The sequence below is a fragment of the Stenotrophomonas sp. YJH_SMC_54 genome, from assembly GCF_059368435.1.
The window spans coordinates 41020-62423 of the sequence record NZ_JCAFRS010000008.1 but is presented as its reverse complement, the minus strand read 5'-3'; the positions used below and the strand labels follow the sequence as shown (position 1 = coordinate 62423).

At 66.7% G+C, this 21404-nt stretch carries 20 protein-coding genes; 18 read left to right on the top strand and 2 right to left on the bottom strand.

Annotation, left to right across the window (positions count from 1 at the left end; translation table 11 throughout):
• The first annotated feature begins 7 nt into the window (after window positions 1-7).
• The 18 genes from moaCB to AC5P5S_RS11135 all read left to right on the top strand — a co-directional run bounded on the left by moaCB (window position 8) and on the right by AC5P5S_RS11135 (window position 18967).
• Window positions 8-1003, top strand: coding sequence for a bifunctional molybdenum cofactor biosynthesis protein MoaC/MoaB (moaCB, locus tag AC5P5S_RS11220; protein WP_231336590.1), 996 nt, complete (start codon window positions 8-10; stop codon window positions 1001-1003).
• Entirely contained in the window at window positions 1003-2256 is a 1254-nt protein-coding gene (locus AC5P5S_RS11215) for a molybdopterin molybdotransferase MoeA (RefSeq protein ID WP_062606550.1), read from the top strand. Before moaCB ends, AC5P5S_RS11215 begins: the two co-directional genes overlap by 1 nt.
• Window positions 2256-2516, top strand: a complete 261-nt coding sequence (locus tag AC5P5S_RS11210; protein ID WP_019337814.1) for a MoaD/ThiS family protein — start codon at window positions 2256-2258, stop codon at window positions 2514-2516. Before AC5P5S_RS11215 ends, AC5P5S_RS11210 begins: the two co-directional genes overlap by 1 nt.
• Window positions 2517-2519: 3 nt before the next feature.
• Window positions 2520-3020, top strand: a complete 501-nt coding sequence (locus tag AC5P5S_RS11205) for a molybdenum cofactor biosynthesis protein MoaE (RefSeq protein ID WP_012480475.1) — start codon at window positions 2520-2522, stop codon at window positions 3018-3020.
• Window positions 3021-3128: 108 nt separating this feature from the next.
• Entirely contained in the window at window positions 3129-3671 is a 543-nt protein-coding gene (gene mobA / locus AC5P5S_RS11200; RefSeq protein ID WP_012480474.1) for a molybdenum cofactor guanylyltransferase, read from the top strand.
• A complete protein-coding gene (locus AC5P5S_RS11195) occupies window positions 3668-4033 on the top strand; it encodes a DUF7009 family protein (protein WP_012480473.1) in 366 nt (121 codons plus the stop codon). The genes mobA and AC5P5S_RS11195 overlap by 4 nt, the downstream gene beginning before the upstream one ends.
• A gap of 145 nt (window positions 4034-4178) precedes the next feature.
• On the top strand, window positions 4179-5597 hold the full coding sequence (locus tag AC5P5S_RS11190; protein WP_012480472.1) for a NarK family nitrate/nitrite MFS transporter: 1419 nt from the start codon (window positions 4179-4181) through the stop codon (window positions 5595-5597).
• 72 nt (window positions 5598-5669) lie between these two features.
• Window positions 5670-9476: a nitrate reductase subunit alpha gene (locus tag AC5P5S_RS11185; protein WP_062606549.1), complete on the top strand. Its 3807-nt coding sequence runs from the start codon at window positions 5670-5672 to the stop codon at window positions 9474-9476.
• Entirely contained in the window at window positions 9476-11020 is a 1545-nt protein-coding gene (gene narH / locus AC5P5S_RS11180) for a nitrate reductase subunit beta (RefSeq protein ID WP_043396267.1), read from the top strand. Before AC5P5S_RS11185 ends, narH begins: the two co-directional genes overlap by 1 nt.
• Entirely contained in the window at window positions 11020-11700 is a 681-nt protein-coding gene (gene narJ / locus AC5P5S_RS11175) for a nitrate reductase molybdenum cofactor assembly chaperone (RefSeq protein ID WP_043396264.1), read from the top strand. Before narH ends, narJ begins: the two co-directional genes overlap by 1 nt.
• On the top strand, window positions 11697-12404 hold the full coding sequence (narI, locus tag AC5P5S_RS11170) for a respiratory nitrate reductase subunit gamma (protein ID WP_005416840.1): 708 nt from the start codon (window positions 11697-11699) through the stop codon (window positions 12402-12404). The genes narJ and narI overlap by 4 nt, the downstream gene beginning before the upstream one ends.
• A gap of 3 nt (window positions 12405-12407) precedes the next feature.
• Window positions 12408-13307 carry a peptidylprolyl isomerase gene (locus tag AC5P5S_RS11165; RefSeq protein WP_012480467.1) on the top strand — a complete coding sequence of 300 codons (900 nt, stop codon included), beginning with the start codon at window positions 12408-12410 and terminating at the stop codon, window positions 13305-13307.
• A gap of 23 nt (window positions 13308-13330) precedes the next feature.
• The gene (locus AC5P5S_RS11160) at window positions 13331-14662 is read left to right on the top strand and encodes an MFS transporter (RefSeq protein ID WP_012480466.1); all 1332 of its coding nucleotides are present in this window, start codon (window positions 13331-13333) and stop codon (window positions 14660-14662) included.
• A gap of 194 nt (window positions 14663-14856) precedes the next feature.
• On the top strand, window positions 14857-16071 hold the full coding sequence (locus tag AC5P5S_RS11155) for an oxygen-independent coproporphyrinogen III oxidase (protein ID WP_044570336.1): 1215 nt from the start codon (window positions 14857-14859) through the stop codon (window positions 16069-16071).
• An 11-nt stretch (window positions 16072-16082) separates the two neighbouring features.
• Window positions 16083-16859, top strand: coding sequence for a helix-turn-helix domain-containing protein (locus tag AC5P5S_RS11150; protein ID WP_010485317.1), 777 nt, complete (start codon window positions 16083-16085; stop codon window positions 16857-16859).
• 19 nt (window positions 16860-16878) lie between these two features.
• Complete coding sequence (gene modA, locus AC5P5S_RS11145; protein WP_049397975.1) at window positions 16879-17622, top strand: molybdate ABC transporter substrate-binding protein; 744 nt, start codon at window positions 16879-16881, stop codon at window positions 17620-17622.
• 3 nt (window positions 17623-17625) lie between these two features.
• Window positions 17626-18309, top strand: coding sequence for a molybdate ABC transporter permease subunit (gene modB / locus AC5P5S_RS11140; RefSeq protein WP_005409908.1), 684 nt, complete (start codon window positions 17626-17628; stop codon window positions 18307-18309).
• The gene (locus tag AC5P5S_RS11135; protein ID WP_059034611.1) at window positions 18299-18967 is read left to right on the top strand and encodes a sulfate/molybdate ABC transporter ATP-binding protein; all 669 of its coding nucleotides are present in this window, start codon (window positions 18299-18301) and stop codon (window positions 18965-18967) included. The genes modB and AC5P5S_RS11135 overlap by 11 nt, the downstream gene beginning before the upstream one ends.
• Before the next feature lie 297 nt (window positions 18968-19264).
• On the opposite strand, the gene AC5P5S_RS11130 is transcribed toward AC5P5S_RS11135, so the two are convergent.
• Window positions 19265-20794, bottom strand: a complete 1530-nt coding sequence (locus AC5P5S_RS11130) for a diflavin oxidoreductase (protein WP_062606545.1) — start codon at window positions 20792-20794, stop codon at window positions 19265-19267.
• Window positions 20791-21219, bottom strand: coding sequence for a PAS domain-containing protein (locus tag AC5P5S_RS11125; protein ID WP_005409905.1), 429 nt, complete (start codon window positions 21217-21219; stop codon window positions 20791-20793). The genes AC5P5S_RS11130 and AC5P5S_RS11125 overlap by 4 nt, the downstream gene beginning before the upstream one ends.
• Window positions 21220-21404 lie beyond the last annotated feature (185 nt).

Here is a 21404-nt window from a genome sequence, read left to right as displayed (position 1 = left end):
CAACACGATGAGTGGGGAATTGAATGCGGCCTTCCACATGGCCGATGTCCGTAACAAGCGCATCAGCCGCCGCCGTGCGGTGGCGGTGGGCGAGCTGCATGCCGGTCCAGTGGCCTATCCGCTGATCGTCGAGCGCCGCCTGCCCAAAGGCGATGCGCTGGTGATGGCCGAGATTGCCGGCCTGCAGGGCGCCAAGATGGCGTCGATGCTGATGCCGCTGTGCCATCCGCTGCCGCTGGAACTGGTGCAGGTGTTCTGCGCACCGGTGCCGGAGCGGCAGGCGATCCGCGTGTGGTGCGAGTGCGCCAGCGAGGCACGCACCGGCGTCGAGATGGAGGCGCTGGCTGGTGTCAACGCGGCGTTGCTGACCCTGTACGACCTGAGCAAGCCAGTGGAACCGGCACTGCGCATCGAAGGCATCCGCCTGCTGTTCAAGGAAGGCGGCAAGCGCGGGGTCTGGCTGCACCCGGATGGCATGGACGAGGCCGAGCGCGTGCGTTTCAACCCACGTGCACCTAAGGGGTTGGAGGGTGCGGCCTGCGCGGTGATTACGCTGAGCGATCGCGCCAGCGAAGGCACTTATGAGGATGTGTCCGGCCCGACCCTGGTGACCGGCCTGAGAAAGCTGGGTGGCGACGTAGTGGCCGCCGAAGTGCTGCCCGATGGCATCGAGCCGTTGGCGGGCCGCCTGCAGGCCTTGGCTGCCGAGGGCGTGCGCCTGTGCCTGTGTACCGGTGGTACCGGGCTGGGCCCGCGTGACCTGACCCCGGAGGCGCTGCGTTCCTTGAGCGCGCGGCCCGTGCATGGCCTGGCGCAGATGGTGCGGGCCCTGAGTGCGCAGCACACGCCGATGGCCTGGCTGAGCCGCGCCGAGGTGGTACAGCTGGGCAACATGCTGGTGTTCGCATTGCCCGGCAGCCCGAAGGCGGCGGCGCAGTGCCTGGATATCCTGGCGCCGGTACTGGGCCATGCCCTGGCGATGGTCGAGGGGGATGGCCACTGATGATTGCCTACAGCGATGCCTTGCAGCACCTGCTGGACGCGGCCAAGCCGCTGCCGGCCGAGCATCTGCCGCTGCATGAGGCCGCGGGCCGCACGCTGGCCCGTGACATCCACAGCGCGCAGTCGCTGCCGCCGTTCGACAATTCGGCGATGGACGGCTTCGCGCTGCGCGCCAACGGCACGGCGTTCGAGGCCGGTACCGAATTTGCCGTGCAGGGTTGGCAGGCGGCCGGCGATGCTGGCGCCGAAGGCGGCGAGGGTGCCTGGGAAATCATGACCGGTGCGCGCATGCCGGTTGGGCTGGATACGGTGGTGCCGGTCGAGAATGTGGAGATCCTCGCCAGCGAGGACGGCCGCCCGGCCCGCATCGCCCTGAAGACATCGGTGAAGCCGGGCCAGAACGTGCGCCTGCGCGGCGAGGATGTGAGCGACGGCGAGCGCGTGCTGCGGGCCGGGCAGTTGCTGGACATCAACGCGCGCACCCTGCTGCATGCCATCGGCGTGGGCGAGGTGGCGGTGGTGGCACGGCCGAAGGCGGCGGTGATCGCCACCGGCAAGGAACTGGTGACCGAGGCGGCGCAGACGCTGGAATCCGGTCAGATCCGTGACAGCAACCGGCCGTACCTGGTCGGCCGCCTGCAGGCCGCCGGTGCCGAGGTGGTCTGGCAGGGCACGGTGGGCGACGACGTGGCCGCGTTCAACGCGGTACTGGATGCAGCGCTGGACGCGGGTGCGCAGCTGTTGATCAGCACCGGCGCGGTGTCGGCCGGCCGCTACGATTTCATTCCCGACGCGCTGCGCGGCCGGGGTGCGCGCATCGTGTTCCACAAGGTGGCGATCCGCCCCGGCAAGCCGCTGCTGTTTGCGGTGCTGCCCAATGGCGCGCTGTATTTCGGCCTGCCCGGCAACCCGGTGTCGGCTGCGGTGGGCCAGCGCTTCTTCGTTGAGCCGGTACTGCGCCGCCTGCTGGGGCTGGCGCCGGAGCTCATGTTGCAGCTGCCGCTGCAGGCCGACGTGCGCAAGCCGCCGGGCCTGCGCTTCCACGCGCGTGCGCGGGTGGAAATGGACGGACAGGGACGCCTGAGTGCGCGCGTGCTGTCCGGGCAGGAGTCGTTCCGTTTGATGTCCATGCTGCAGGCCAACGCCTGGGTGGTGCTGGAGGCCGAGGGAGACCTGGCCAGCGCTGGCACCTACGTGCGCGTGCAGGGCTGGGGTCACCACGAACCGGTGCAGCTGGTGAGCCAGGAGTCATGATGAAACAGGTGAATCTGCAGTTGTTCGGTGCGTTTTCCGATCTGGATGCCAGCCGCGAGATCGCCGTGGATGTGGCCGGTGGCACCGTGGCCGATCTGCGCCAGGCGCTGCGCGAGCTGCTGCCGCTGCGTTGGCCGGGTTTCCGTGCCGGCCTGCTGGACTACTCGGCGTTCGCCGACCAGCAACGCGTGCTGCGCGACCACGAGGCGCTGCCCGACGATGGCCGCGTGGCGATCCTGCCACCAGTGAGCGGGGGCTGAGCGATGAGCGAGAAGATCATCGCGAAGGTGGTGGACCGCGCGCAGGCGGCGATCGATCCAGCCGAGGGCATTGCTGCGGTCTCTGATCCGGGCTTCGGCGGCATCGACGTGTTCATCGGCAAGGTGCGCGACGTCAACATCGGCCGGCTGGTGACCGGGATCACCTACGACCTGTTCGAGCCGCTGGTGCTGAACGAGTTCAAGCGCCTGGCCGCCGAGGTCGAGGCGGCGTTCGGTCCGAAGCTGAAGCTGTATGTGGCCCACGCCAAGGGCCGGTTGGGCATCGGCGATGTGGCGGTGGTGGTGGCCGCGGGCAGCCCGCACCGCGACGAAGCGTTCCGCGCGTGCCGGCAGTTGATCGAGGTGGTCAAGCACCAGTGCCCGATCTGGAAGCAGGAGCACTACGAGGACGGCGACAGCGAGTGGAGCGAGGGTTGCAGCCTGTGCCATGCGGACAGCGAACCCGCCCATGCCCATGATCATGCGCACGACCACGGGCATTGACCCCACCCTTCAGGGCGGCGCGGGGTTCAGTAGATCCACGCCATGCGTGGATGAGGCCTTTCCCGAGCACCCGGCCGGCGCAGCCACGCATGGCGTGGCTCTACGGCGATGAGCGTCAACGGCATCGTGCTGGCCGGCGGCCTGTCCACCCGGATGGGCCGCGACAAGGCGCTGCTGCCGTGGCAGGGGCGGACCTTGCTGGAACACATGCGGGGCCTGTTGATGCAGGCTGGCGCACGCGAGGTCTGGGTCAGCGGAAATTACCCGGCGTTCGGCGGCGTGCCGGACCGCGTGGCACGTTGCGGGCCGCTGGGCGGGCTCTACAGCGTGGCGATGCGCATGCCCGATGGCCCGGCCTGGGTGGTGCCGGTGGATACGCCGCTGCTGCCGCCGCGATTGCTGCAGCAATTGCGTGACGGCCATCGCGGTCCATGCACGATCTTTGCCGGCCATCCCCTGCCCATGCTGGTGGATATAGACGATGCTTGTCGCAACGTACTTGAATCGATGCTGGGCGACCCGGACGGTCCGCGCTCGCTGCAGGCCCTGCAGCGTCGTCTTGGCGTGAATTCCGTGGCGCTGGCGCCGGTTGACGAGGCCGGGCTGGTCAACTGCAATACCCCCGAACAATGGGAGGATGTTGCGTCATGAAAGTGCAGTTGCAGGACCAATCGGTACGGCTTCGCCTGGACGAGGCCGAGCTGGCGCGCCTGCTGGCCGGTGAAACGGTCGAGAACATGACCCGCTTCGGCGGTATCGAAGGCTGGGGCATGGCGGTGTCGCTGCATGGCGGCGATCAACCGGTACTGCTCGACGGAGGCACCTTCTGCCGCCTGGTACTGCCGCGCTCGGCCGTCGAGGCCTTGGCGGCGCGGCTGCCGTGCCGCGATGGCCTGCCATTCGACATTGCCCTGGAAGATGGAAGCCAGCTTCAGCTGCAGTTCGATGTGGACGTGCGCGACAGCGTGCGCCAGCGCGGGGTGACCCGCCGCAGCACCGCTTCATCGGTTTGACATTTGTCAGGGGCAGGGTGGAAACCGGCCCTTGATTGATCCAGATCAACCCCGTCGTCCGTGCTGCACGGCCTAATGGCTGCATGACGACGGGTTACAACTTGAAACGCAGTACCCACGTCATTCCACAGCCTTGGAGCCATGTATGACCGTCGGTAGCGATCCTGTTGTCCGCAGCACTGCCAGTCCCGGTCGCGTCATCAGCGACTGGACGCCGGAGGATCCCGGCTATTGGGAGCGCACCGGCAAGCGGGTCGCCACCCGCAACCTGGTCATCTCGATCCCTTCGCTGCTGCTGGCCTTCTCGGTCTGGGTGCTGTTCTCGGCGGTGTCGATCAGCCTGCCGAAGATCGGCTTCAACTTCAGCACCGACCAGCTGTTCTGGCTGGTGGCACTGCCCAGCCTGTCCGGCGCGACCCTGCGCATCTTCTATTCGTTCGTGATCCCGATCTTCGGCGGCCGCCGCTGGACCGCGCTGTCCACCGCGTCGCTGCTGGCGCCGACGCTCTGGCTCGGCTTTGCGGTGCAGAACCCGGCCACGCCGTACTGGGTGTTCGTGGCCATCGCGATCCTGTGTGGTTTCGGCGGCGCGAACTTCTCGTCGTCGATGTCCAACATCTCCTTCTTCTACCCCAAGCAGAAGCAGGGCCTGGCGCTGGGCCTGAACGCCGGCCTGGGCAATGTGGGCGTGTCGGTGGCGCAGGCGGTGATTCCGCTGGTCATCACCGTGGGCGTATTCGGTGCGCTGGGTGGTGCACCGCAGCCCGCGGTGGAGGGTGGGGCACCGCTGTTCCTGCAGAACGCCGGTTTCATCTGGGTGCCGGCCATCGCGCTGTGCGCCATCGCGGCCTGGTTCGGCATGAACGACCTGACCAGCGCCCGCTCGTCGTTCTCCGAGCAGGCGGTGATCTTCCGCCGCAAGCACAACTGGCTGATGTGCTGGCTGTACATCGGCACCTTCGGTTCCTACATCGGTTTCTCGGCCGGCTTCCCGATGCTGGTGAAGAGCCAGTTCCCGGACGTGAACCCGCTGGCCTACGCCTTCATCGGCCCGCTGCTGGGCGCGCTGATGCGCTCGGTGGGTGGCAGCATGGCCGACCGCTGGGGTGGTGCACGCCTGACCTTCTGGGTGTTCGCGCTGATGATCGCGGCAGTGTTCGGCGTGCTGCACTTCCTGCCCAGCGATGGCCAGGGCGGCAACTTCTACGGCTTCCTGCTCAGCTTCATGGCGCTGTTCGTGCTCAGTGGCATCGGCAACGGCACCACCTTCCGCATGATCCCGGTGATTTTCCGCACCCTGCATGAGCGCTGGTCGGCCAACGACAACGCCGAGGGCAAGGCCACGGCCGCACACCAGGCCAGCATCGAGTCGGCCGCAGTGGTCGGTTTCTCCGGTGCGATCGGTGCCTACGGCGGTTTCTTCATTCCCAAGAGCTACGGCTCGTCCATTACGTTGACCGGCAGCCCCGACATGGCGCTGTACGGATTCGTTGTTTTCTATGTCACCTGCCTGGCCGTGACCTGGTGGTGGTACTACCGGCGCGGTGCCGAGACACCCTGCTGACGACATGAAAACGCACCGCAGCCAGATGACACACACAGCCACGATGCCGATGTCCGCAAAGGGAGATCCCCGATGAGTTATTTCCTCGATCGCTTGCAGTTCTTCAAGCGTGACCCCCAGACCTTTGCCGATGGCCATGGTTTTGCCAAGAGCGAGGGCCGCGACTGGGAAAACAGTTACCGCGCCCGCTGGCAGTACGACAAGATCGTACGATCCACCCACGGCGTGAACTGCACCGGCTCCTGCAGCTGGAAGATCTACGTCAAGAACGGCCTGGTCACCTGGGAAACCCAGCAGACCGACTACCCGCGCACACGCCCGGACCTGCCCAACCATGAACCGCGTGGCTGCCCGCGTGGCGCCAGCTATTCCTGGTACCTGTACAGCGCCAACCGGCTGAAGTACCCGCTGATCCGCGGCACGCTGCTGCGCCTGTGGCGCGAAGCACGCAAGAGCAAGGCCCCGGTCGATGCCTGGGCCAGCATCGTGGAGGACAAGGAGAAGGCGCGTTCGTACAAGACCCGCCGCGGCATGGGTGGCTTCGTGCGCCTGCAGTGGGAAGAGGCCAACGAGATCATCGCCGCCTCCAACCTGTATACGGTGAAGCAGTACGGCCCGGACCGCGTGGTCGGGTTCTCGCCGATTCCGGCGATGTCGATGGTGTCCTACGCCGCCGGTGCGCGATATTTGTCGCTGCTGGGTGGCGCCTGCCTGTCCTTCTACGACTGGTACTGCGACCTGCCGCCGGCCTCGCCGCAGATCTGGGGCGAGCAGACCGACGTGCCCGAATCGGCCGACTGGTACAACAGTCGCTACATCATCGCCTGGGGCTCGAACGTGCCGCAGACGCGTACGCCCGATGCACATTTCTTCACCGAGGCGCGCTACAACGGCACCAAGACGGTGGCGATCTGCCCGGACTATTCCGAGCTGGCCAAGCTGACCGACCACTGGCTGCACCCCAAGCAGGGCACCGACGCGGCGCTGGCGTTCGCCTTCGGCCATGTGATCCTGCGCGAGTTCCATGTCGATTCGCCCTCGCAGTATTTCCAGGACTACTGCCGCCAGTACTCGGACATGCCGATGCTGGTGCGCCTGGAGCGCCGTGACGATGGCCGCCTGGTGGCGGGCCGCTTCCTGCGTGCCAGTGAGCTGGGCGGGCTGGGTGAAACCAACAACCCGGATTGGAAGACCCTGGCCTACGACGAGAACAGCGGCCAGATCGTGGTGCCCAATGGCTCAATCGGTTTCCGCTGGGGCGAGAAGGGTCGTTGGAACATCGAAGAGAAGGCCAGCAACGGCGCTGACACACGCCTGCGCCTGAGTTTGTCCGAGGCCAACGACGGCATCGAGGCAGTGAGCTTCCCGTACTTCGGTGGCATTGAAAGCGACGGCTGGACCGCCGCGCCGGCCGAAGAAGTTCTGGATCGCAACATTCCGGTGCGCCGGCTGGCCACGGCCGATGGCGGCGAGACGCTGGTGGCCACGGTCTACGATCTTCTGCTGGCCCAGTACGGCGTGGACCGTGGCTTTGGCGGCGGCAACGTGGCATCGAGCTTCGACGACATGGTGCCGGGCACACCGGCGTGGCAGGAGCGCATCACCGGCGTGTCGCGCGCCGAGGTGATCGAGATCGCCCGCGAGTTCGCGCGTACCGCCGACAAGACCCACGGCCGATCGATGATCATCGTCGGCGCGGGCATGAACCACTGGTTCCACAACGACATGAACTACCGCGGCCTGATCAACATGCTGATCATGTGCGGTTGCGTGGGCCAGACCGGTGGCGGCTGGGCGCATTACGTGGGCCAGGAAAAGCTGCGCCCGCAGACCGGCTGGCAGCCGCTCGCGTTCGGGCTGGACTGGAGCAAGCCGCCGCGCCACATGAACGGCACCTCGTTCTTCTATTTCAACACCGGGCAGTGGCGTTACGAGAAGCTGCAGGTGGACGAGCTGCTGTCGCCGCTGGCCGATGCCAGCAAGTACAGCGGCAGCCTGGCCGACCTGAACCTGCGCGCGGTGCGCATGGGCTGGCTGCCGAGCACCCCGCAGCTGGACCGTAACCCGCTGCAGCTGGTACGCGAGGCCGAAGCGGCCGGCGTGGCCCCGGCGGACTACGCGCTGGGCAAATTCAAGGACGGCTCGCTGGACTTCGCCTTCGCCGATCCGGACGCCAGCCAGAACCACCCGCGCATGATGTTCATCTGGCGCTCGAACCTGCTCGGTTCCTCGGGCAAGGGCCATGAGTACATGCTGCGACACCTGCTGGGTACGCGCCACGGGCTGCAGGGCAAGGACCTGGGCGAAATGGGCGCAGTGAAGCCGCAGGAGGTGAAGTGGCGCGACGAGGCGCCGGAAGGCAAGCTGGACCTGCTGGTCACGCTCGACTTCCGCATGTGCACCACCGCGCTGTACTCGGACATCGTGCTGCCGACCGCCACCTGGTACGAGAAGGACGACCTCAACACCTCGGACATGCACCCGTTCATCCACCCGCTGTCGAAGGCGGTGGACCCTGCGTGGGAATCGCGCAGCGACTGGGACATCTTCAAGGAGGTGGCCCGCACCGTGAGCGAGATGGCGCCCGGCGTGCTGGGCGTGGAAAAGGACCTGGTGCTGGTGCCGACCCTGCACGACACCCCCAACGAGCTGGGCATGCCGTTCGGCGTGGCCGACTGGAAGAAGGGTGAGTGCGAGGCCATCCCGGGCCAGACCATGCCGTCGATGACGGTGGTGGAGCGTGACTACCCGAACCTGTACCGCAAGTTCACCTCGCTCGGCCCACTGCTGGACAAGCAGGGCAACGGCGGCAAGGGAATGAGCTGGGACACGAAGCACGAGGTCGAGTTCCTCGGCAAGTTGAACCACACCGTGCACGAAGAAGGCGTAAGCCAGGGCCGCCCGGCCATCTCGACCGCGATCGACGCGGCCGAAGTGATCCTGCACCTGGCGCCGGAAACCAACGGCCACGTGGCGGTTAAGGCCTGGGAATCGCTGGGCACCTTCACCGGCCGCGAGCACACCCACCTGGCCGTGGGCAAGGAGCACGAGGCGATCCGCTTCCGTGACATCCAGGCGCAGCCGCGCAAGATCATCTCTTCGCCGATCTGGTCGGGCCTGGAAGACGACAACGTCAGCTACAACGCCGGCTATACCAACGTGCACGAGCTGATTCCGTGGCGCACGGTGACCGGTCGCCAGCAGTTCTACCAGGACCATGAGTGGATGATCGATTTCGGCGAGGCGTTCATGGGCTACCGGCCGCCGGTCAACACGCGCACGGTGGAGCCGCTGCTGAACCAGCGCCCGAACGGCAACAAGGAGATCGTGCTGAACTGGATCACCCCGCACCAGAAGTGGGGCATCCACAGTACCTACAGCGACAACCTGATCATGCAGACACTGTCGCGCGGTGGCCCGATCGTGTGGATCAGCGAGGACGACGCGCGCAGCGCCGGCATCGTCGACAACGACTGGATCGAGCTGTTCAACGTCAACGGTGCGATCGCCGCGCGTGCGGTGGTCAGCCAGCGCGTGATGCCGGGCATGGCGATGATGTACCACGCCCAGGAACGCATCATCAACGTGCCGGGCTCGGAGATTTCCGGCACCCGCGGCGGCATCCACAACTCGGTGACCCGCATCGTGCTCAAGCCCACCCACATGATCGGTGGCTACGCGCAGCTGGCCTACGGCTTCAACTACTACGGCACCTGCGGAACCAACCGCGATGAGTTCGTGATCGTGCGCAAGATGGACAAGATCGATTGGTTGGACGATGAACAAGGAAGTTCGAGTGTCGCGGGCGCAGGACGCGCAGGAGCGACCGATGAGCAGCCCGCTGGTGCTTCGGCATCGGCCAGCAAGGAGGTGGTGTGATGAAGGTCCGTGCACAGATCGCGATGGTGCTTAACCTGGACAAGTGCATCGGCTGCCATACCTGCTCGATCACCTGCAAGAACGTCTGGACTTCGCGCGAGGGCGTCGAGTACGCCTGGTTCAACAACGTGGAAACCAAGCCGGGCATCGGCTACCCGAAGGAATGGGAAAACCAGGAGAAGTGGAACGGTGGCTGGGTGCGCACCGGCAGCGGCAAGCTGGTGCCACGCGCGGGTGGCCGCTGGCGCATGCTGGCCAAGATCTTCGCCAACCCGGACCTGCCGCAGATCGACGACTACTACGAGCCGTTCGATTTCGACTACCAGAACCTGCACACCGCCAAGGACAGCCAGCACCAGCCCACCGCGCGGCCGCGTTCGCTGATCAGTGGCGAGCGCATGCAGAAGATCGAGTGGGGCCCGAACTGGGAGGAGATCCTCGGTTCGGAGTTCAGCAAGCGATCGCGCGACTACAACTTCGACCAGGTGCAGAAGGAGATCTACGGCGCCTTCGAGAAGACTTTCATGATGTACCTGCCGCGCCTGTGCGAGCACTGCCTGAACCCGGCGTGCGTGTCGGCGTGCCCCTCGGGCGCGATCTACAAGCGCGAGGAAGATGGCATCGTGCTGATCGACCAGGACAAGTGCCGCGGCTGGCGCATGTGCGTGTCGGCCTGCCCGTACAAGAAGATCTACTACAACTGGAAGAGCGGCAAGTCGGAGAAGTGCATCTTCTGCTACCCGCGCATCGAGATGGGTGAGCCGACCGTGTGCTCGGAAACCTGCGTGGGCCGCATCCGCTACCTGGGCGTGATGCTGTACGACGCCGACCGCATCGCCGAGGCCGCTTCGGTGGCCGCCGAGAAGGACCTGTACCAGGCCCACCTGGATATCTTCCTGGACCCGAACGATCCGGCGGTGATCGCCGCCGCGCGCAAGGAGGGCATCCCGGACAGCTGGCTGGAGTCTGCCAAGCAGTCGCCGGTGTACAAGCTGGCGATCGACTGGAAGCTGGCGCTGCCGCTGCACCCGGAATACCGCACGCTGCCGATGGTCTGGTACGTGCCGCCGCTGTCGCCGATCCAGTCTGCCGCCGAGCGTGGCCGCGTGGGCATGAGCGGGGAACTGCCGGACGTGGCGTCGCTGCGCATTCCGATGCGCTACCTGGCCAACCTGCTGACGGCCGGTGACGAGGCGCCGGTGGTACGCGCGCTGGAGCGGCTGATGGCGATGCGTGCCTGGCGCCGGGCCAAGAACGTGGACGGCGTGGAAGATACCGCCGTGCTGGAACAGACCGGGCTGAGCATCGCCCAGGTGGAAGAGATGTACCGCTACCTGGCCATCGCCAACTACGAGGACCGTTTCGTGATTCCGACCGGCCACCGCGAGTACGCCAACGACGCCTTCGGCGAGCGCGGTGGCTGCGGCTTCACCTTCGGCAACGGCTGCAATGGTGACAGCCCGGCCGACCTGTTCGGCCAGCGCAAGACCACCACCTTCGTGGTGGACAAGGGCCCGAACCACCGCCGCAAGGAGGTGGTGTGATGAGCGTGCTCAAGCTGGTCGGGGTGTTGCTGGACTACCCCCGCGAAGAACTGTGGGAGCACGGCGAGGAACTGCTCGCCGCCTGTGACGACCCGGCGCTGAACGCCACCCGCCGCCAGCAGCTGCGCAGCTTCGTGCAGCAGCTGCTGGCCACCGATGCGCTGGATGCGCAGGCGGCGTGGCTGGCCAGTTTCGACCGCGGCCGTTCGATGAGCCTGCTGCTGTTCGAACACATCCATGGCGAGTCGCGCGACCGTGGCCAGGCCATGGTCGATCTGGTCGAAACCTACCGCCGCAACGGCTTTGAACTGGATGCCCGCGAGCTGCCGGATTACCTGCCGTTGCTGCTGGAATTCCTGGCCCATCGCCCCGGCAGCGAGGCCCGCGAGTGGCTGCACCACATCGGCCATATCGCCGGGATGCTGGCGGCGCGTGCCGCCGAGCGTGAGCTGCCGCACCGGGTGCTGTTCGAGATCCTGGTCGAAGCCGGTGACGGCAAGGCCGATCTGCAGGCGCTGCGCCAGCGTGCCAGCGAGGAAGTCCGCGACGATACCGCCGAGGCCATGGACCGCTTGTGGGAGGAGGAGGCGGTGCGCTTCGGCGCCGAAGCCCCCGCCGAAGACTGCAAGCCGCCCGTGCGTTCGCCGGCCCGTCCTTCGCATCGAGAGGTCCAGCCATGAGTTACTCCCTGCATCAATTCGCCTTCCAGTACTACCCGTACATCGCCGTAGCGGTGCTGCTGATCGGCAGCTGGGCCCGCTATGACAAGGCCATGTACACCTGGCGCACCGGCTCCAGCCAGATGCTGTCGGACAAGGGCATGCGGCTCGGCAGCAACTGCTTCCACATCGGCATCCTGGCCATCCTCGGCGGCCACCTGGTCGGCCTGCTGACCCCGCACGCGGTGTACGAGCACTTCATCACCTCGTCGCAGAAGCAGATGCTGGCGATGGTGGTCGGTGGTGTGTTCGGCGCACTGTGCTTCATCGGCATCAGCATCCTGCTGGTGCGCCGCCTGTTCAATGCGCGTGTTCGGGCTACCGGCAGCTTCGGTGACACCCTGGTACTGGTGCTGCTGTTCGCCCAGCTGTGCCTGGGCCTGTACAGCATCCGCGTCTCGTCCGGCCACCTGGACGGCGGGGTGATGGTGCAGCTGGCCGAGTGGGCACAGCACATCGTGACCTTCCGTGCCGGTGCCGCTGATTACATCGAGGGCGTCAGCTGGGTCTACAAGATGCATATCTTCCTGGGCCTGACCCTGTTCCTGATCGCGCCGTTCACCCGTCTGGTGCACGTGTGGAGCATTCCGATCAGCTACCTGTGGAGGCCGTACCAGGTGGTGCGCCGCCGCCAGGCCACGCTGCGCTACGGTCCGCGGGAGTAAGTCATGGGCAGCCTGCCGAAATTCCTGCCGATCACCGTGATCGACTCCGCTGCGCCGGTTCCCGCCGAGGCGCATTCGCACCACCATGACGCGGCAGCGCAGGGGCCGCGCTCGCTCGGGCAGCCGGCACCGTGCCGGCTGTTCGTGGACGAGACCGCGATCAGCGAGGCCGACATCGCCCGCGAGATGCAGCACCACCGGGCGATGCGCCCGGAGCAGTCTCGTGCCGAAGCGGCACGTGCACTGGTGGTGCGCGAGCTGCTGCGCCTGGAAGCGCAGCGGCTTGGGCTGCAGGCGCCGGAGGGCAACCGAGTAAGCGACGAGGAAGTGCTGATCCAACAGCTGCTGGAAGATGCGATCAAAGACCGCGTACCGAGTGATGAAGACTGCCGCCGGTACTTCGAGCAGAACCCGGAGCGCTTCCGCTCCCCCGACCGCGTGCGTCTGCGCCATATCCTGCTGGCCGCGCCGGCCGACGACGTGGCTGGGCGCTTCGCCGCACGTACCGAGGGCGAGCGGCTGGTCGGGCTGCTGAAAGAGTCGCCGCACCTGTTCGCCGATTTCGCCCTGCGCCATTCGCGTTGCCCATCCAGCAGCGAGGGCGGCGACCTGGGCTGGCTGCAGCGTGGGCAGACCACGCCGGAGTTCGACCGCCAGGTGTTCCGCCTGCGCGAGGGCCTGGCCGGTTTCCCGGTGGAATCGCGCTGGGGCTACCACGTGGTCTGCGTCGATGCACGCGAGGAAGGCCAGCCGCAGCCGTTCGAGGCGGTGCTGCCGCAGCTGCGTGACTACCTGGAGCTGCAGGTACGCCAGCGTGAAGTGCAGGCCTACCTGCTGCAGCTGCAGGAACGCTACCCGGTGCGCGGGCTGGATGAGATCGAAGCCGAAGCGGATATCGGCTGAACCCCCTTGAACGAGGAGAATTCATGAACCAGGCCCTTGCCCCCGCCAGTGCCGGGCAGCAGCAACGTGCGCTGTGGCTGAGCACGTTCGCCTTCACCGTGTGCTTTGCGGTGTGGATGATCTTTTCGATCATCGGCATCCAGATCAGTCAACAGCTCGGCTTGAATGACACCCAGTTCGGCCTGTTGATCGCCACGCCGGTGCTGACCGGTTCGGTCAGCCGGGTCTTCCTCGGCATATGGTCCGACCAGTTCGGTGGCCGCAAGGTGATGGTGCTGGTGATGCTGTGTGGCGCAGTGGCCACCTGGATGCTGACCTATGCCCAGACCTACACCCAGTTCCTGATTGCCGCGCTGTGCGTGGGTATCGCCGGCGGCAACTTCTCGGTGGGCGTGGCCTACGTCTCGAAGTGGTTCCCGGCCAGCAAGCAGGGCACCGCACTGGGCATCTTCGGTGCTGGCAACATCGGCTCGGCGGTGACCAAGCTGCTGGCGCCGCTGGTGATGGTGGCGGCCGGCTGGACCATGGTCGCCAAGGTCTGGGCCGTCGCGCTGGCCGTCACGGCGGTGCTGTTCTTCCTCTTCAGCAAGGAAGATCCGTCGCTGGAGCAGCGCCGTCGCGAAGGCGTGAAGCCGGTGCCGTTCGCCGAGCAGATGGCGCCACTGAAGAACCTGCAGGTGTGGCGGTTCTCGCTGTACTACTTCTTCGTGTTCGGTGGCTTCGTGGCGCTGGCGCTGTGGCTGCCGCACTACCTGGTGGGCGCCTATGGCATGGACGTGGGCCACGCCGGCATGCTGGCGGCGTGCTATTCGATCCCGGCCAGCCTGTTCCGCGTGGTCGGTGGCTGGATGTCGGACCGGATGGGGGCGCGCCGGGTGATGTACTGGACCTTCGGCGTGTCGGCCATCTGCACCTTCCTGCTGGCCTACCCGGATACCGAGTATGTGGTGAAGGGCATCCATGGCCCGATCCACTTCCATCTGGCCATCGGCGTGGTGATGTTCACCGTGCTGGTGTTCGTGCTGGGCTTCTTCATGTCGCTGGGCAAGGCCGCGGTCTACAAGCACATCCCGGTGTACTACCCCAAGCACGTGGGTGCCGTGGGCGGCGTGGTTGGCATGATCGGTGGCCTGGGTGGCTTCATCCTGCCGATCGTGTTCGGTGCATTGAACGATGCGGTGGGCATCTGGAGCAGCTGCTTCATGCTGCTGTTCGTGCTGGTGGCCGCTGCACTGGCCTGGATGCACTTCGCGATCCGCCGTATGGAACGCCGCCACTTCCCGCAGATCGACCGCGAAACCGACCTGCCCGAAGCCATCGATGCGGCCGCCGCCGAGCGGGTGCGCGGTGGGTGAAGGTGTTTGCCGGCCAGCGGCCGGCACTACCAGAACGGTGCGCGATGGGTGGAGGGTGCTGCCGGCCAGCGGCCGGCACTACCAAATGGTGGGTGAAGGGGTAGTGCCGGACGCTGGCCGGCAGCAACCGCCAGATGCGCCACGCTTGATTTCAATCAGGGCCACGCGAAGAGGAACGCCCGAAGATGTCTGCCATGAGCTTCCACGTTGACGAGAGCGAGGACACTGCGCTGCAGGCTGCATTGCTGCGGCAACCGCGGCACGTGCTGTTTCCGCCGGCTGACCAGTTCAGTACTGGTTTTGGCGAAAGCGGCTGGCGCGCTGCCATGCGCGCCAGCAATGAGCACCTGATCCCACGCGGCTTGACGCTCGGCTTCCAGGTCGGTCGTGGCGGGCGCGGTGTGCCGCCGCAGGCCTATCTGGACACCTTGCTGCTGGCGCTGCGGCTGCAGGCCGACGTGCTGGCCGAGGACCGTGAAGTGGTGGCGATGGTACTGCAGCTGGGGCTGGCCGAGACGTTGCCGCCGCCGCAGCTCGGCCAGCTGCTGGATGCGGTGCCGCAGCACCTGCGCACCGTGGCGCGGCCCCAGGTGGAGGTGCGGCTGGACGCAGGCAGCGCGCTGGCGCCGGCGCAGCTGCGTGCGGTGGGCTGCACCCGTTTGAACGTGATCGATCGCGCCGATGCACCGGGGCCGACCCTGCTGGCACAGGCGCGACAGGTGGGCTTCACCGCGCGCTACTACCAGTTGCGGGTACCCGGCAGCGAGGACGCTGGCTTCATTGAACGGCTGCACGAGGTGCTGGCCGAGGCACCGGAGCGCATCCTGCTGCCGGCGCCGTGTGCGCTGCCAGAATACCCCTCGGCCGTCCATTGGCTGCAGGCCTGGCGCCTGCTGCGCGCTGCGGGTTACGAACCGATTGGTGGCGATCACTATCAGCGCGGCGATCTGCCGAACCCGCACGGTCCGGGCGATGGCCAGCGCCATTGCGATCTTGCCAGCGTGCCACGCCGCGACCGCAGTGATTTCATCGGGCTTGGCCTGTCTGCCTGCAGCCAGATCGGCGAGGTGTTCTACCGGCTGGAGGACGAACTGGGCGAATGGCGTGCGCGGCTGCTGGCGGGTCACATGGGAGTCTCCGCCGGGCTGATCCTGTCCGAGGACGAGCGGTTGGTGGCCGAAGTGGCGCAGAGCATCGCCTGTGACCACGCCCTCGATGCGGCTGCCTTCGAGTGGCGCAACGATGAACCGTTCGAGGAATGTTTCGCCGAACAGCTGCCCGCGTTGTCGCCGCTGCTGGCACGCGGCTGGGCGCAGTGGGATGCGCGCGTGCTGCGCCTGGCCGAAGAAGGGCGCCTGCTGTGGCGTATGATGGCCGCATGCTTCCGGCCGGCGGCCGCCATCGCTTGAGTCTTGCCCCGATGTCTTCAATTCCGCCTTCGCAGGGCCGTCTCGGCCGGGCCACACCCAACCCCGCCGCCGCCGATGATGGCGACGCACTGCACTTCTGCAGCACCTGCGCGTTCTCCGACGCATGCATGTCGCAGGGTTACGACAAGACCGCACTGGGCGACCTGCACGTGCTGGTCGACCATGTCGGTCCGTTCCATGCAGGTGACTACATCTTCCGCGCCGGCGAATCGTTCGATTCGATTGCTGCGGTGCGCGCGGGCATGGTCAAGACCTTCGTCGATGACAGCCAGGGCAACGAGCAGGTGCTGGGCTTCAGCCTGCCGGGCGAAGTGATCGGCCTCAACGCGATCCACGGTTCGCGCTTCCCCTGCAATGCGGTGGCGCTGGACACCGTGCACCTGTGCCGCATCTCGTTCCCCAAGCTCAGCCTGTTGGCGACCCGCATGCCGGGGCTGCAGGCCAAGCTGTTCAGCCTGCTCAGTGCGGAGATCGGCAAGGTCGCGACCCTGGCCGCCAACCACCGTACCGAAGAACGCATGGCCGCGTTCCTGCTGGACATGTCCGAGCGCTACGCGCGGCGCGGTTTCTCCGCCACGCGCTTCAACCTGACGATGGCGCGTACCGAGATCGCCAATTACCTGCGGATGGCGCCGGAAACCGCCAGCCGCGTGCTGCGCCGCCTGAGCGATGATGGGATCATTGCGGTGAAGCAGCGCGAGATCCTGTTGCTGCAGCCCGAGCGCCTGGCAGCGCTGGCGGTGGCCGACGAATCCGATCCGAACTGAACCTGGCCGGGAGCCGACGATGAAGCGAGCTGGACTGTTGTTGCTGGGACTGCTGGCTACGGTGCCGGCCTGGGCGGCCGAGCTGACGGTGTCTGCGGCATCGAGCCTGACCGAGAGCTTCCGCGAGCTGGGCGCGGCGTATGAGAGGGCGCACCCGGGAACCAAGGTCGATTTCAACTTTGCCGCATCCGGCGTGCTGCTGCAGCAGATCAGCCGTGGCGCACCGGTGGATGTGTTCGCGTCGGCCGATGAAACCACGATGGACCAGGCCCAGCAGCAGGACCTGCTGGCGGCCGGTACCCGCGAGGTGTTCGCGGTGAACGCGCTGTGGGTGGTGGTACCGCCGCAGGCCAGGGCCGCGCCGCGCACCTTGAAGGACCTGGCCGGTGCCGGTGTGCAGCGCGTTGCGCTGGGCAACCCGGACAGCGTGCCGGTCGGTCGCTATGCCAAGCGTGCGTTGGAAGCGGCCGGCCTGTGGCCGTTGGTACAGGGCAGGATCATCACGACGCAGAACGTGCGCCAGTCGCTGGATTACGTGGCGCGCGGTGAAGTGGATGCCGGCTTCGTCTATGCCACCGATGCACAGGCGATGCCCGACCGCGTGCGCCGCGCCTTCGCGGTTCCGGTGGCGGGGCGCATTGCCTATCCGCTGGCGGTGACCAGGGCCAGCGCGCAGCCGGCCGAAGCCAGGCGCTTCACCGCCTTCGTGCGTTCGGCGCAGGGCCAGGCGATCCTGGCCAAGCACGGGTTCGGCAAGCCCTGACGCATGGATCTGGACTGGAGCGCACTGGGGTTGTCGCTGAAGGTGGCCGGCTGGGCCACCGCGATCAATCTGGTGCTGGGCGTGGCACTGGGCGCGCTGTTGGCGCGGCGGCGCTTTCCCGGCCGCGAGCTGCTGGATTCGCTGCTGACCCTGCCGATGGTGCTGCCACCGACGGTGCTGGGCTATTACCTGCTGGTGCTGATCGGCCGCAACGGCCCGATCGGCGCGTGGCTGCAGTCGTGGTTCGGCATCAACCTGGTGTTCACCTGGCAGGCCGCGGTGATCGCCGCGGCGGTGGCTTCGCTGCCGCTGGTGTTCAAGCCGGCACGCGCGGCGTTCGAAGAAGTGGACGGGCAGCTGGAACAGGCTGCACGCACGCTGGGTGTGTCCGAAGCAGCGGTGTTCTTCCGCGTCACACTGCCGCTGGCATGGCGCGGCATCCTGGCCGGCCTGTTGCTGGCGTTTGCGCGCGCGATGGGTGAATTCGGCGCGACGCTGATGGTGGCCGGCAGCATTCCGGGCCGGACGCAGACGCTGTCGATCGCCATCTACGAGGCGGTGCAGGCCGGTCAGGATGGCAAGGCCAATGCGCTGGTGATCCTGACTTCGGTGGTGTGCATCGTGATCCTGTTGCTGGCAGCGCGGCTGGTGGGCGGACGTCGCCGGGAGCTGCGTGATGTGGCTTGACCTGCAGGTGCAGCGCCGCCTGCAGGCGGCCGGCCAGGATTTCGTGTTGGATGTATCGCTGCAGTGCACGCAGCGGCAGGTGGTGCTGTTCGGGCCTTCAGGCGCCGGCAAGAGCCTGACCCTGAAGGCGGTCGCCGGGCTGCTGCGGCCGGGCCAGGGCCATGTGCGCCTGCAGGGGCAGACCCTGTTCGACGCGGCCACCGCTGTGGATCTGCCGCCGCAGCGCCGCCGGCTGGGCTACGTGTTCCAGGATTACGCGTTGTTCCCGCACCTGAGCGTGCGCCAGAACGTGGCGTTCGGGCTGCAGAAGGGCTGGTTGAATCCGCGGGTCGGCCAGCGTTTCGATGCGGTGGAGCAGTGGCTGCACGCATTCCGCATCGACACGGTGGGCGATCTGCTGCCGTCGCAGGTCTCCGGTGGCCAGCGCCAGCGCACTGCATTGGCGCGCGCCCTGGTGACGCAGCCGCAAGCGCTGCTGCTGGATGAGCCGTTCTCCGCACTGGACCATGACCTGCGCCAGCATCTGCGCCAGGAGCTGGAGACCGTGCTGGACAAGACCGGCATTCCGCTGCTGTTGATCAGCCACGATCCACAGGACGTGGCCATGTTCGGCCAGCAGGTGGCGCGCATGGTGGATGGTCGCATCGTCGGCGGTTGACCCGTGATGGACGCACCGGCGACGGTGGGTCACATCTGATGGTAGTGCCGGCCGCTGGCCGGCAACCTCGGTATCCTGAGCAGCCGGCCAGCGGCCGGCTCTACCGTGATGCACGGGCGATGGTTGGCTACATATTCTGGTAATGCCGGCCGGCGGCCGGCTCTACCGTGATGCACAGGCGATGATTGGCTACATGTTCTGTTAGTGCCGGCCGCTGGCCGGCAACCAAGGAGTACTGAGCAGCCGGCCAGCGGCCGGCTCTACCGGTCCAGGATTCGTGCGGTCCAGTGGGAGGGATCAATACAACTCACAGTGCGTCCGGCCTTCACCGCGCAGCGCGTCCCAGTGTCCTTCGCCACCGATGGCATCGATGGCCTCGCGCACCGCGCCTTCCAGATGGTGCTTGTTGCCGCACAGGTAAAGATGCCCACCGCGGGCCAGGACGTCGCGCACTTCGCTGGCGCGCTTCTGCAGTACATGCTGCACATAGACCTTTTCAGCGCCATCGCGTGAGAACGCGGTATGCAGGCCGGCCAGCACGCCACGCGCGTGCCAGTCCTGCAGCTGGTCTCGATACAGGTAATCGTGCTGGCGGTGCTTCTCGCCAAACACCAGGTGCACCTCGCGTTCGCAGCCGTTGGCCTGCAGCTCCTGCATCAGGCCCATCAGCGGTGCGATGCCGGTGCCGGTGCCGACCAGCAGCAGCGGCGCCTGGCCGGTATCGGGCAGGTGGAAGCCAGGGTTGGAGCGGCAGTACACACGGGCGTGCTCGCCGCCATGCAGCAGGCTGCCGGTGGCGGTGCCGAAGCGCTCGCGGCCGCGCAGGGGGTAGCGCACTTCGCGCACGCACAGGCTCAGCTGGTCGTCGCACGGGTGTGAGGCGATCGAATAGGCACGCGGCAGCTGCGGTGACAGCAGTTCGCGCAGCCGGGCCAGCGGCACGCTGTCCGGCGTGGCGTGGTCCTGCAGCACGTCCAGCAGGTCCAGGCCGTGCAGGTAGGCTTCCAGCTCGCGCTTCTGGCTGACCTTCAACAGGCCCTTCAGTACCTCGCTGCCGCCGAGCTTGGCCAGTTCGCGCAGCACGCCCTTGCTCAGCAGGCGCAGCTCGCGGTCGTGCAGGGCGGCCACGGCGGCGGTGTCGCCGTACCAGGTAGCCAATGCCTGCAGCAAGGCAGGGTCGTTCTCGGGTACCACGTGCAGGGTGTCCCCCGCGCGGTAGGCCATGCCACTGCCGGCAATGTCCAGTTGCAGGTGCCAGGCGGCCGGGTCGCTGCTGTTCAAACGGCGGCGTTCGAGGATGGGAGCGGCAAAGGCATTGTCTTCGCCATAAGCGGTGACCTGCAGGTGCAGATCCTGGCCAGCGCTGAGGTTGCCGTTCAGCACCTGGCCAAGCACCGGCTGCCATTGCTGGAAGAACTGCTCGTAGCCCAGGTCGGCATCCACGCGGCGCAGCAGTGGCTGCGCCTGGCGCTCGCTCAGCGCGGCATCCAGCGCCTTGGTGAAGCCGCAGAAGCTCGGGTAGCCGGTATCACCGAGCCCGAACACTGCATAGCGCAGGCCGCTCAGCGTCGGGATCCGGCGCAGCGTTTCGAAGAACTGCTCGCCATTGGCTGGCGGCTCGCCGTCACCGAAGGAACTGGAGATCGCCAGCAGCACATCGCCTTGGCCGAGACTGGCTACGTCGATGTCGTTGAACGGGAGCACCTGCGGCCCATGCGGCTGCAGCTCCGCGCCCAGGCGCTGGGCCAGGGCGCGGGCGTTGCCCGACTCGGACGCGAAACCCACCAGCAGACGGCTGAAGGGCGTACTGGTCGGGAGAGCGTTCACGCGGCCTCGTAGAAGTCGTCGAACTTTTCCTTGCTGAACTCGACCAGGTCATAGTTCTGCATCAGGTCGTTCACCACGCGGCGGATGCTGATGTACGAAGTGATGTTGCCATCGGCGTCGAACAGCGGCTGCACGGTGGTGTCGACCACGTAGAGCACGCCGCCTTTGCCAAGGTTGGGCACGATGCCGGTCCAGGTTTTGCCGGCCTTGATCGTGTCCCACATGTCCTTGTAGACGGCCTTGGGCACGTCCGGGTGGCGCACGATGCTGTGCGGCTGGCCGATCAGTTCCTCGCGGGCGAAGCCGGTGAGCGTGCAGAACAGGTCATTGGCGTAGGTGATGTTGCCCTGCAGGTCGGTGGTGGAGATCACCATGACGTTCTGCATGGCGTTCAGCAGCTGGGCGTTGTCGGGGGTGTAGCTCATCGCAGGGTCCTTGTGGATGCCGGCCGCGCCGGCGTGTTCGGGTCCTGCATAGGAATACGCCCGCGCGGCGGCGGGCGGTTTGACATTGGTCAAGCGCGTAGCGCGAAGGCCTGCGACCGGGTGTCGCAGGGTGAGTCTCTTAAAGACCAATCCAGCTCGGCTCAGGCGGCACGTGGGATTGCCAA

What these genes read in the sequence shown, in the direction of transcription:
- moaCB (WP_231336590.1), top strand. Translation starts at nt 8, where the DNA reads ATGAGTGGGGAATTGAATGCGGCCTTCCACATGGCCGATGTCCGTAAC.
- AC5P5S_RS11215 (WP_062606550.1), top strand. Translation starts at nt 1,003, where the DNA reads ATGATTGCCTACAGCGATGCCTTGCAGCACCTGCTGGACGCGGCCAAG.
- AC5P5S_RS11210 (WP_019337814.1), top strand. Translation starts at nt 2,256, where the DNA reads ATGAAACAGGTGAATCTGCAGTTGTTCGGTGCGTTTTCCGATCTGGAT.
- AC5P5S_RS11205 (WP_012480475.1), top strand. Translation starts at nt 2,520, where the DNA reads ATGAGCGAGAAGATCATCGCGAAGGTGGTGGACCGCGCGCAGGCGGCG.
- mobA (WP_012480474.1), top strand. Translation starts at nt 3,129, where the DNA reads ATGAGCGTCAACGGCATCGTGCTGGCCGGCGGCCTGTCCACCCGGATG.
- AC5P5S_RS11195 (WP_012480473.1), top strand. Translation starts at nt 3,668, where the DNA reads ATGAAAGTGCAGTTGCAGGACCAATCGGTACGGCTTCGCCTGGACGAG.
- AC5P5S_RS11190 (WP_012480472.1), top strand. Translation starts at nt 4,179, where the DNA reads ATGACCGTCGGTAGCGATCCTGTTGTCCGCAGCACTGCCAGTCCCGGT.
- AC5P5S_RS11185 (WP_062606549.1), top strand. Translation starts at nt 5,670, where the DNA reads ATGAGTTATTTCCTCGATCGCTTGCAGTTCTTCAAGCGTGACCCCCAG.
- narH (WP_043396267.1), top strand. Translation starts at nt 9,476, where the DNA reads ATGAAGGTCCGTGCACAGATCGCGATGGTGCTTAACCTGGACAAGTGC.
- narJ (WP_043396264.1), top strand. Translation starts at nt 11,020, where the DNA reads ATGAGCGTGCTCAAGCTGGTCGGGGTGTTGCTGGACTACCCCCGCGAA.
- narI (WP_005416840.1), top strand. Translation starts at nt 11,697, where the DNA reads ATGAGTTACTCCCTGCATCAATTCGCCTTCCAGTACTACCCGTACATC.
- AC5P5S_RS11165 (WP_012480467.1), top strand. Translation starts at nt 12,408, where the DNA reads ATGGGCAGCCTGCCGAAATTCCTGCCGATCACCGTGATCGACTCCGCT.
- AC5P5S_RS11160 (WP_012480466.1), top strand. Translation starts at nt 13,331, where the DNA reads ATGAACCAGGCCCTTGCCCCCGCCAGTGCCGGGCAGCAGCAACGTGCG.
- AC5P5S_RS11155 (WP_044570336.1), top strand. Translation starts at nt 14,857, where the DNA reads ATGAGCTTCCACGTTGACGAGAGCGAGGACACTGCGCTGCAGGCTGCA.
- AC5P5S_RS11150 (WP_010485317.1), top strand. Translation starts at nt 16,083, where the DNA reads ATGTCTTCAATTCCGCCTTCGCAGGGCCGTCTCGGCCGGGCCACACCC.
- modA (WP_049397975.1), top strand. Translation starts at nt 16,879, where the DNA reads ATGAAGCGAGCTGGACTGTTGTTGCTGGGACTGCTGGCTACGGTGCCG.
- modB (WP_005409908.1), top strand. Translation starts at nt 17,626, where the DNA reads ATGGATCTGGACTGGAGCGCACTGGGGTTGTCGCTGAAGGTGGCCGGC.
- AC5P5S_RS11135 (WP_059034611.1), top strand. Translation starts at nt 18,299, where the DNA reads ATGTGGCTTGACCTGCAGGTGCAGCGCCGCCTGCAGGCGGCCGGCCAG.
- AC5P5S_RS11125 (WP_005409905.1), bottom strand. Translation starts at nt 21,219, where the DNA reads ATGAGCTACACCCCCGACAACGCCCAGCTGCTGAACGCCATGCAGAAC.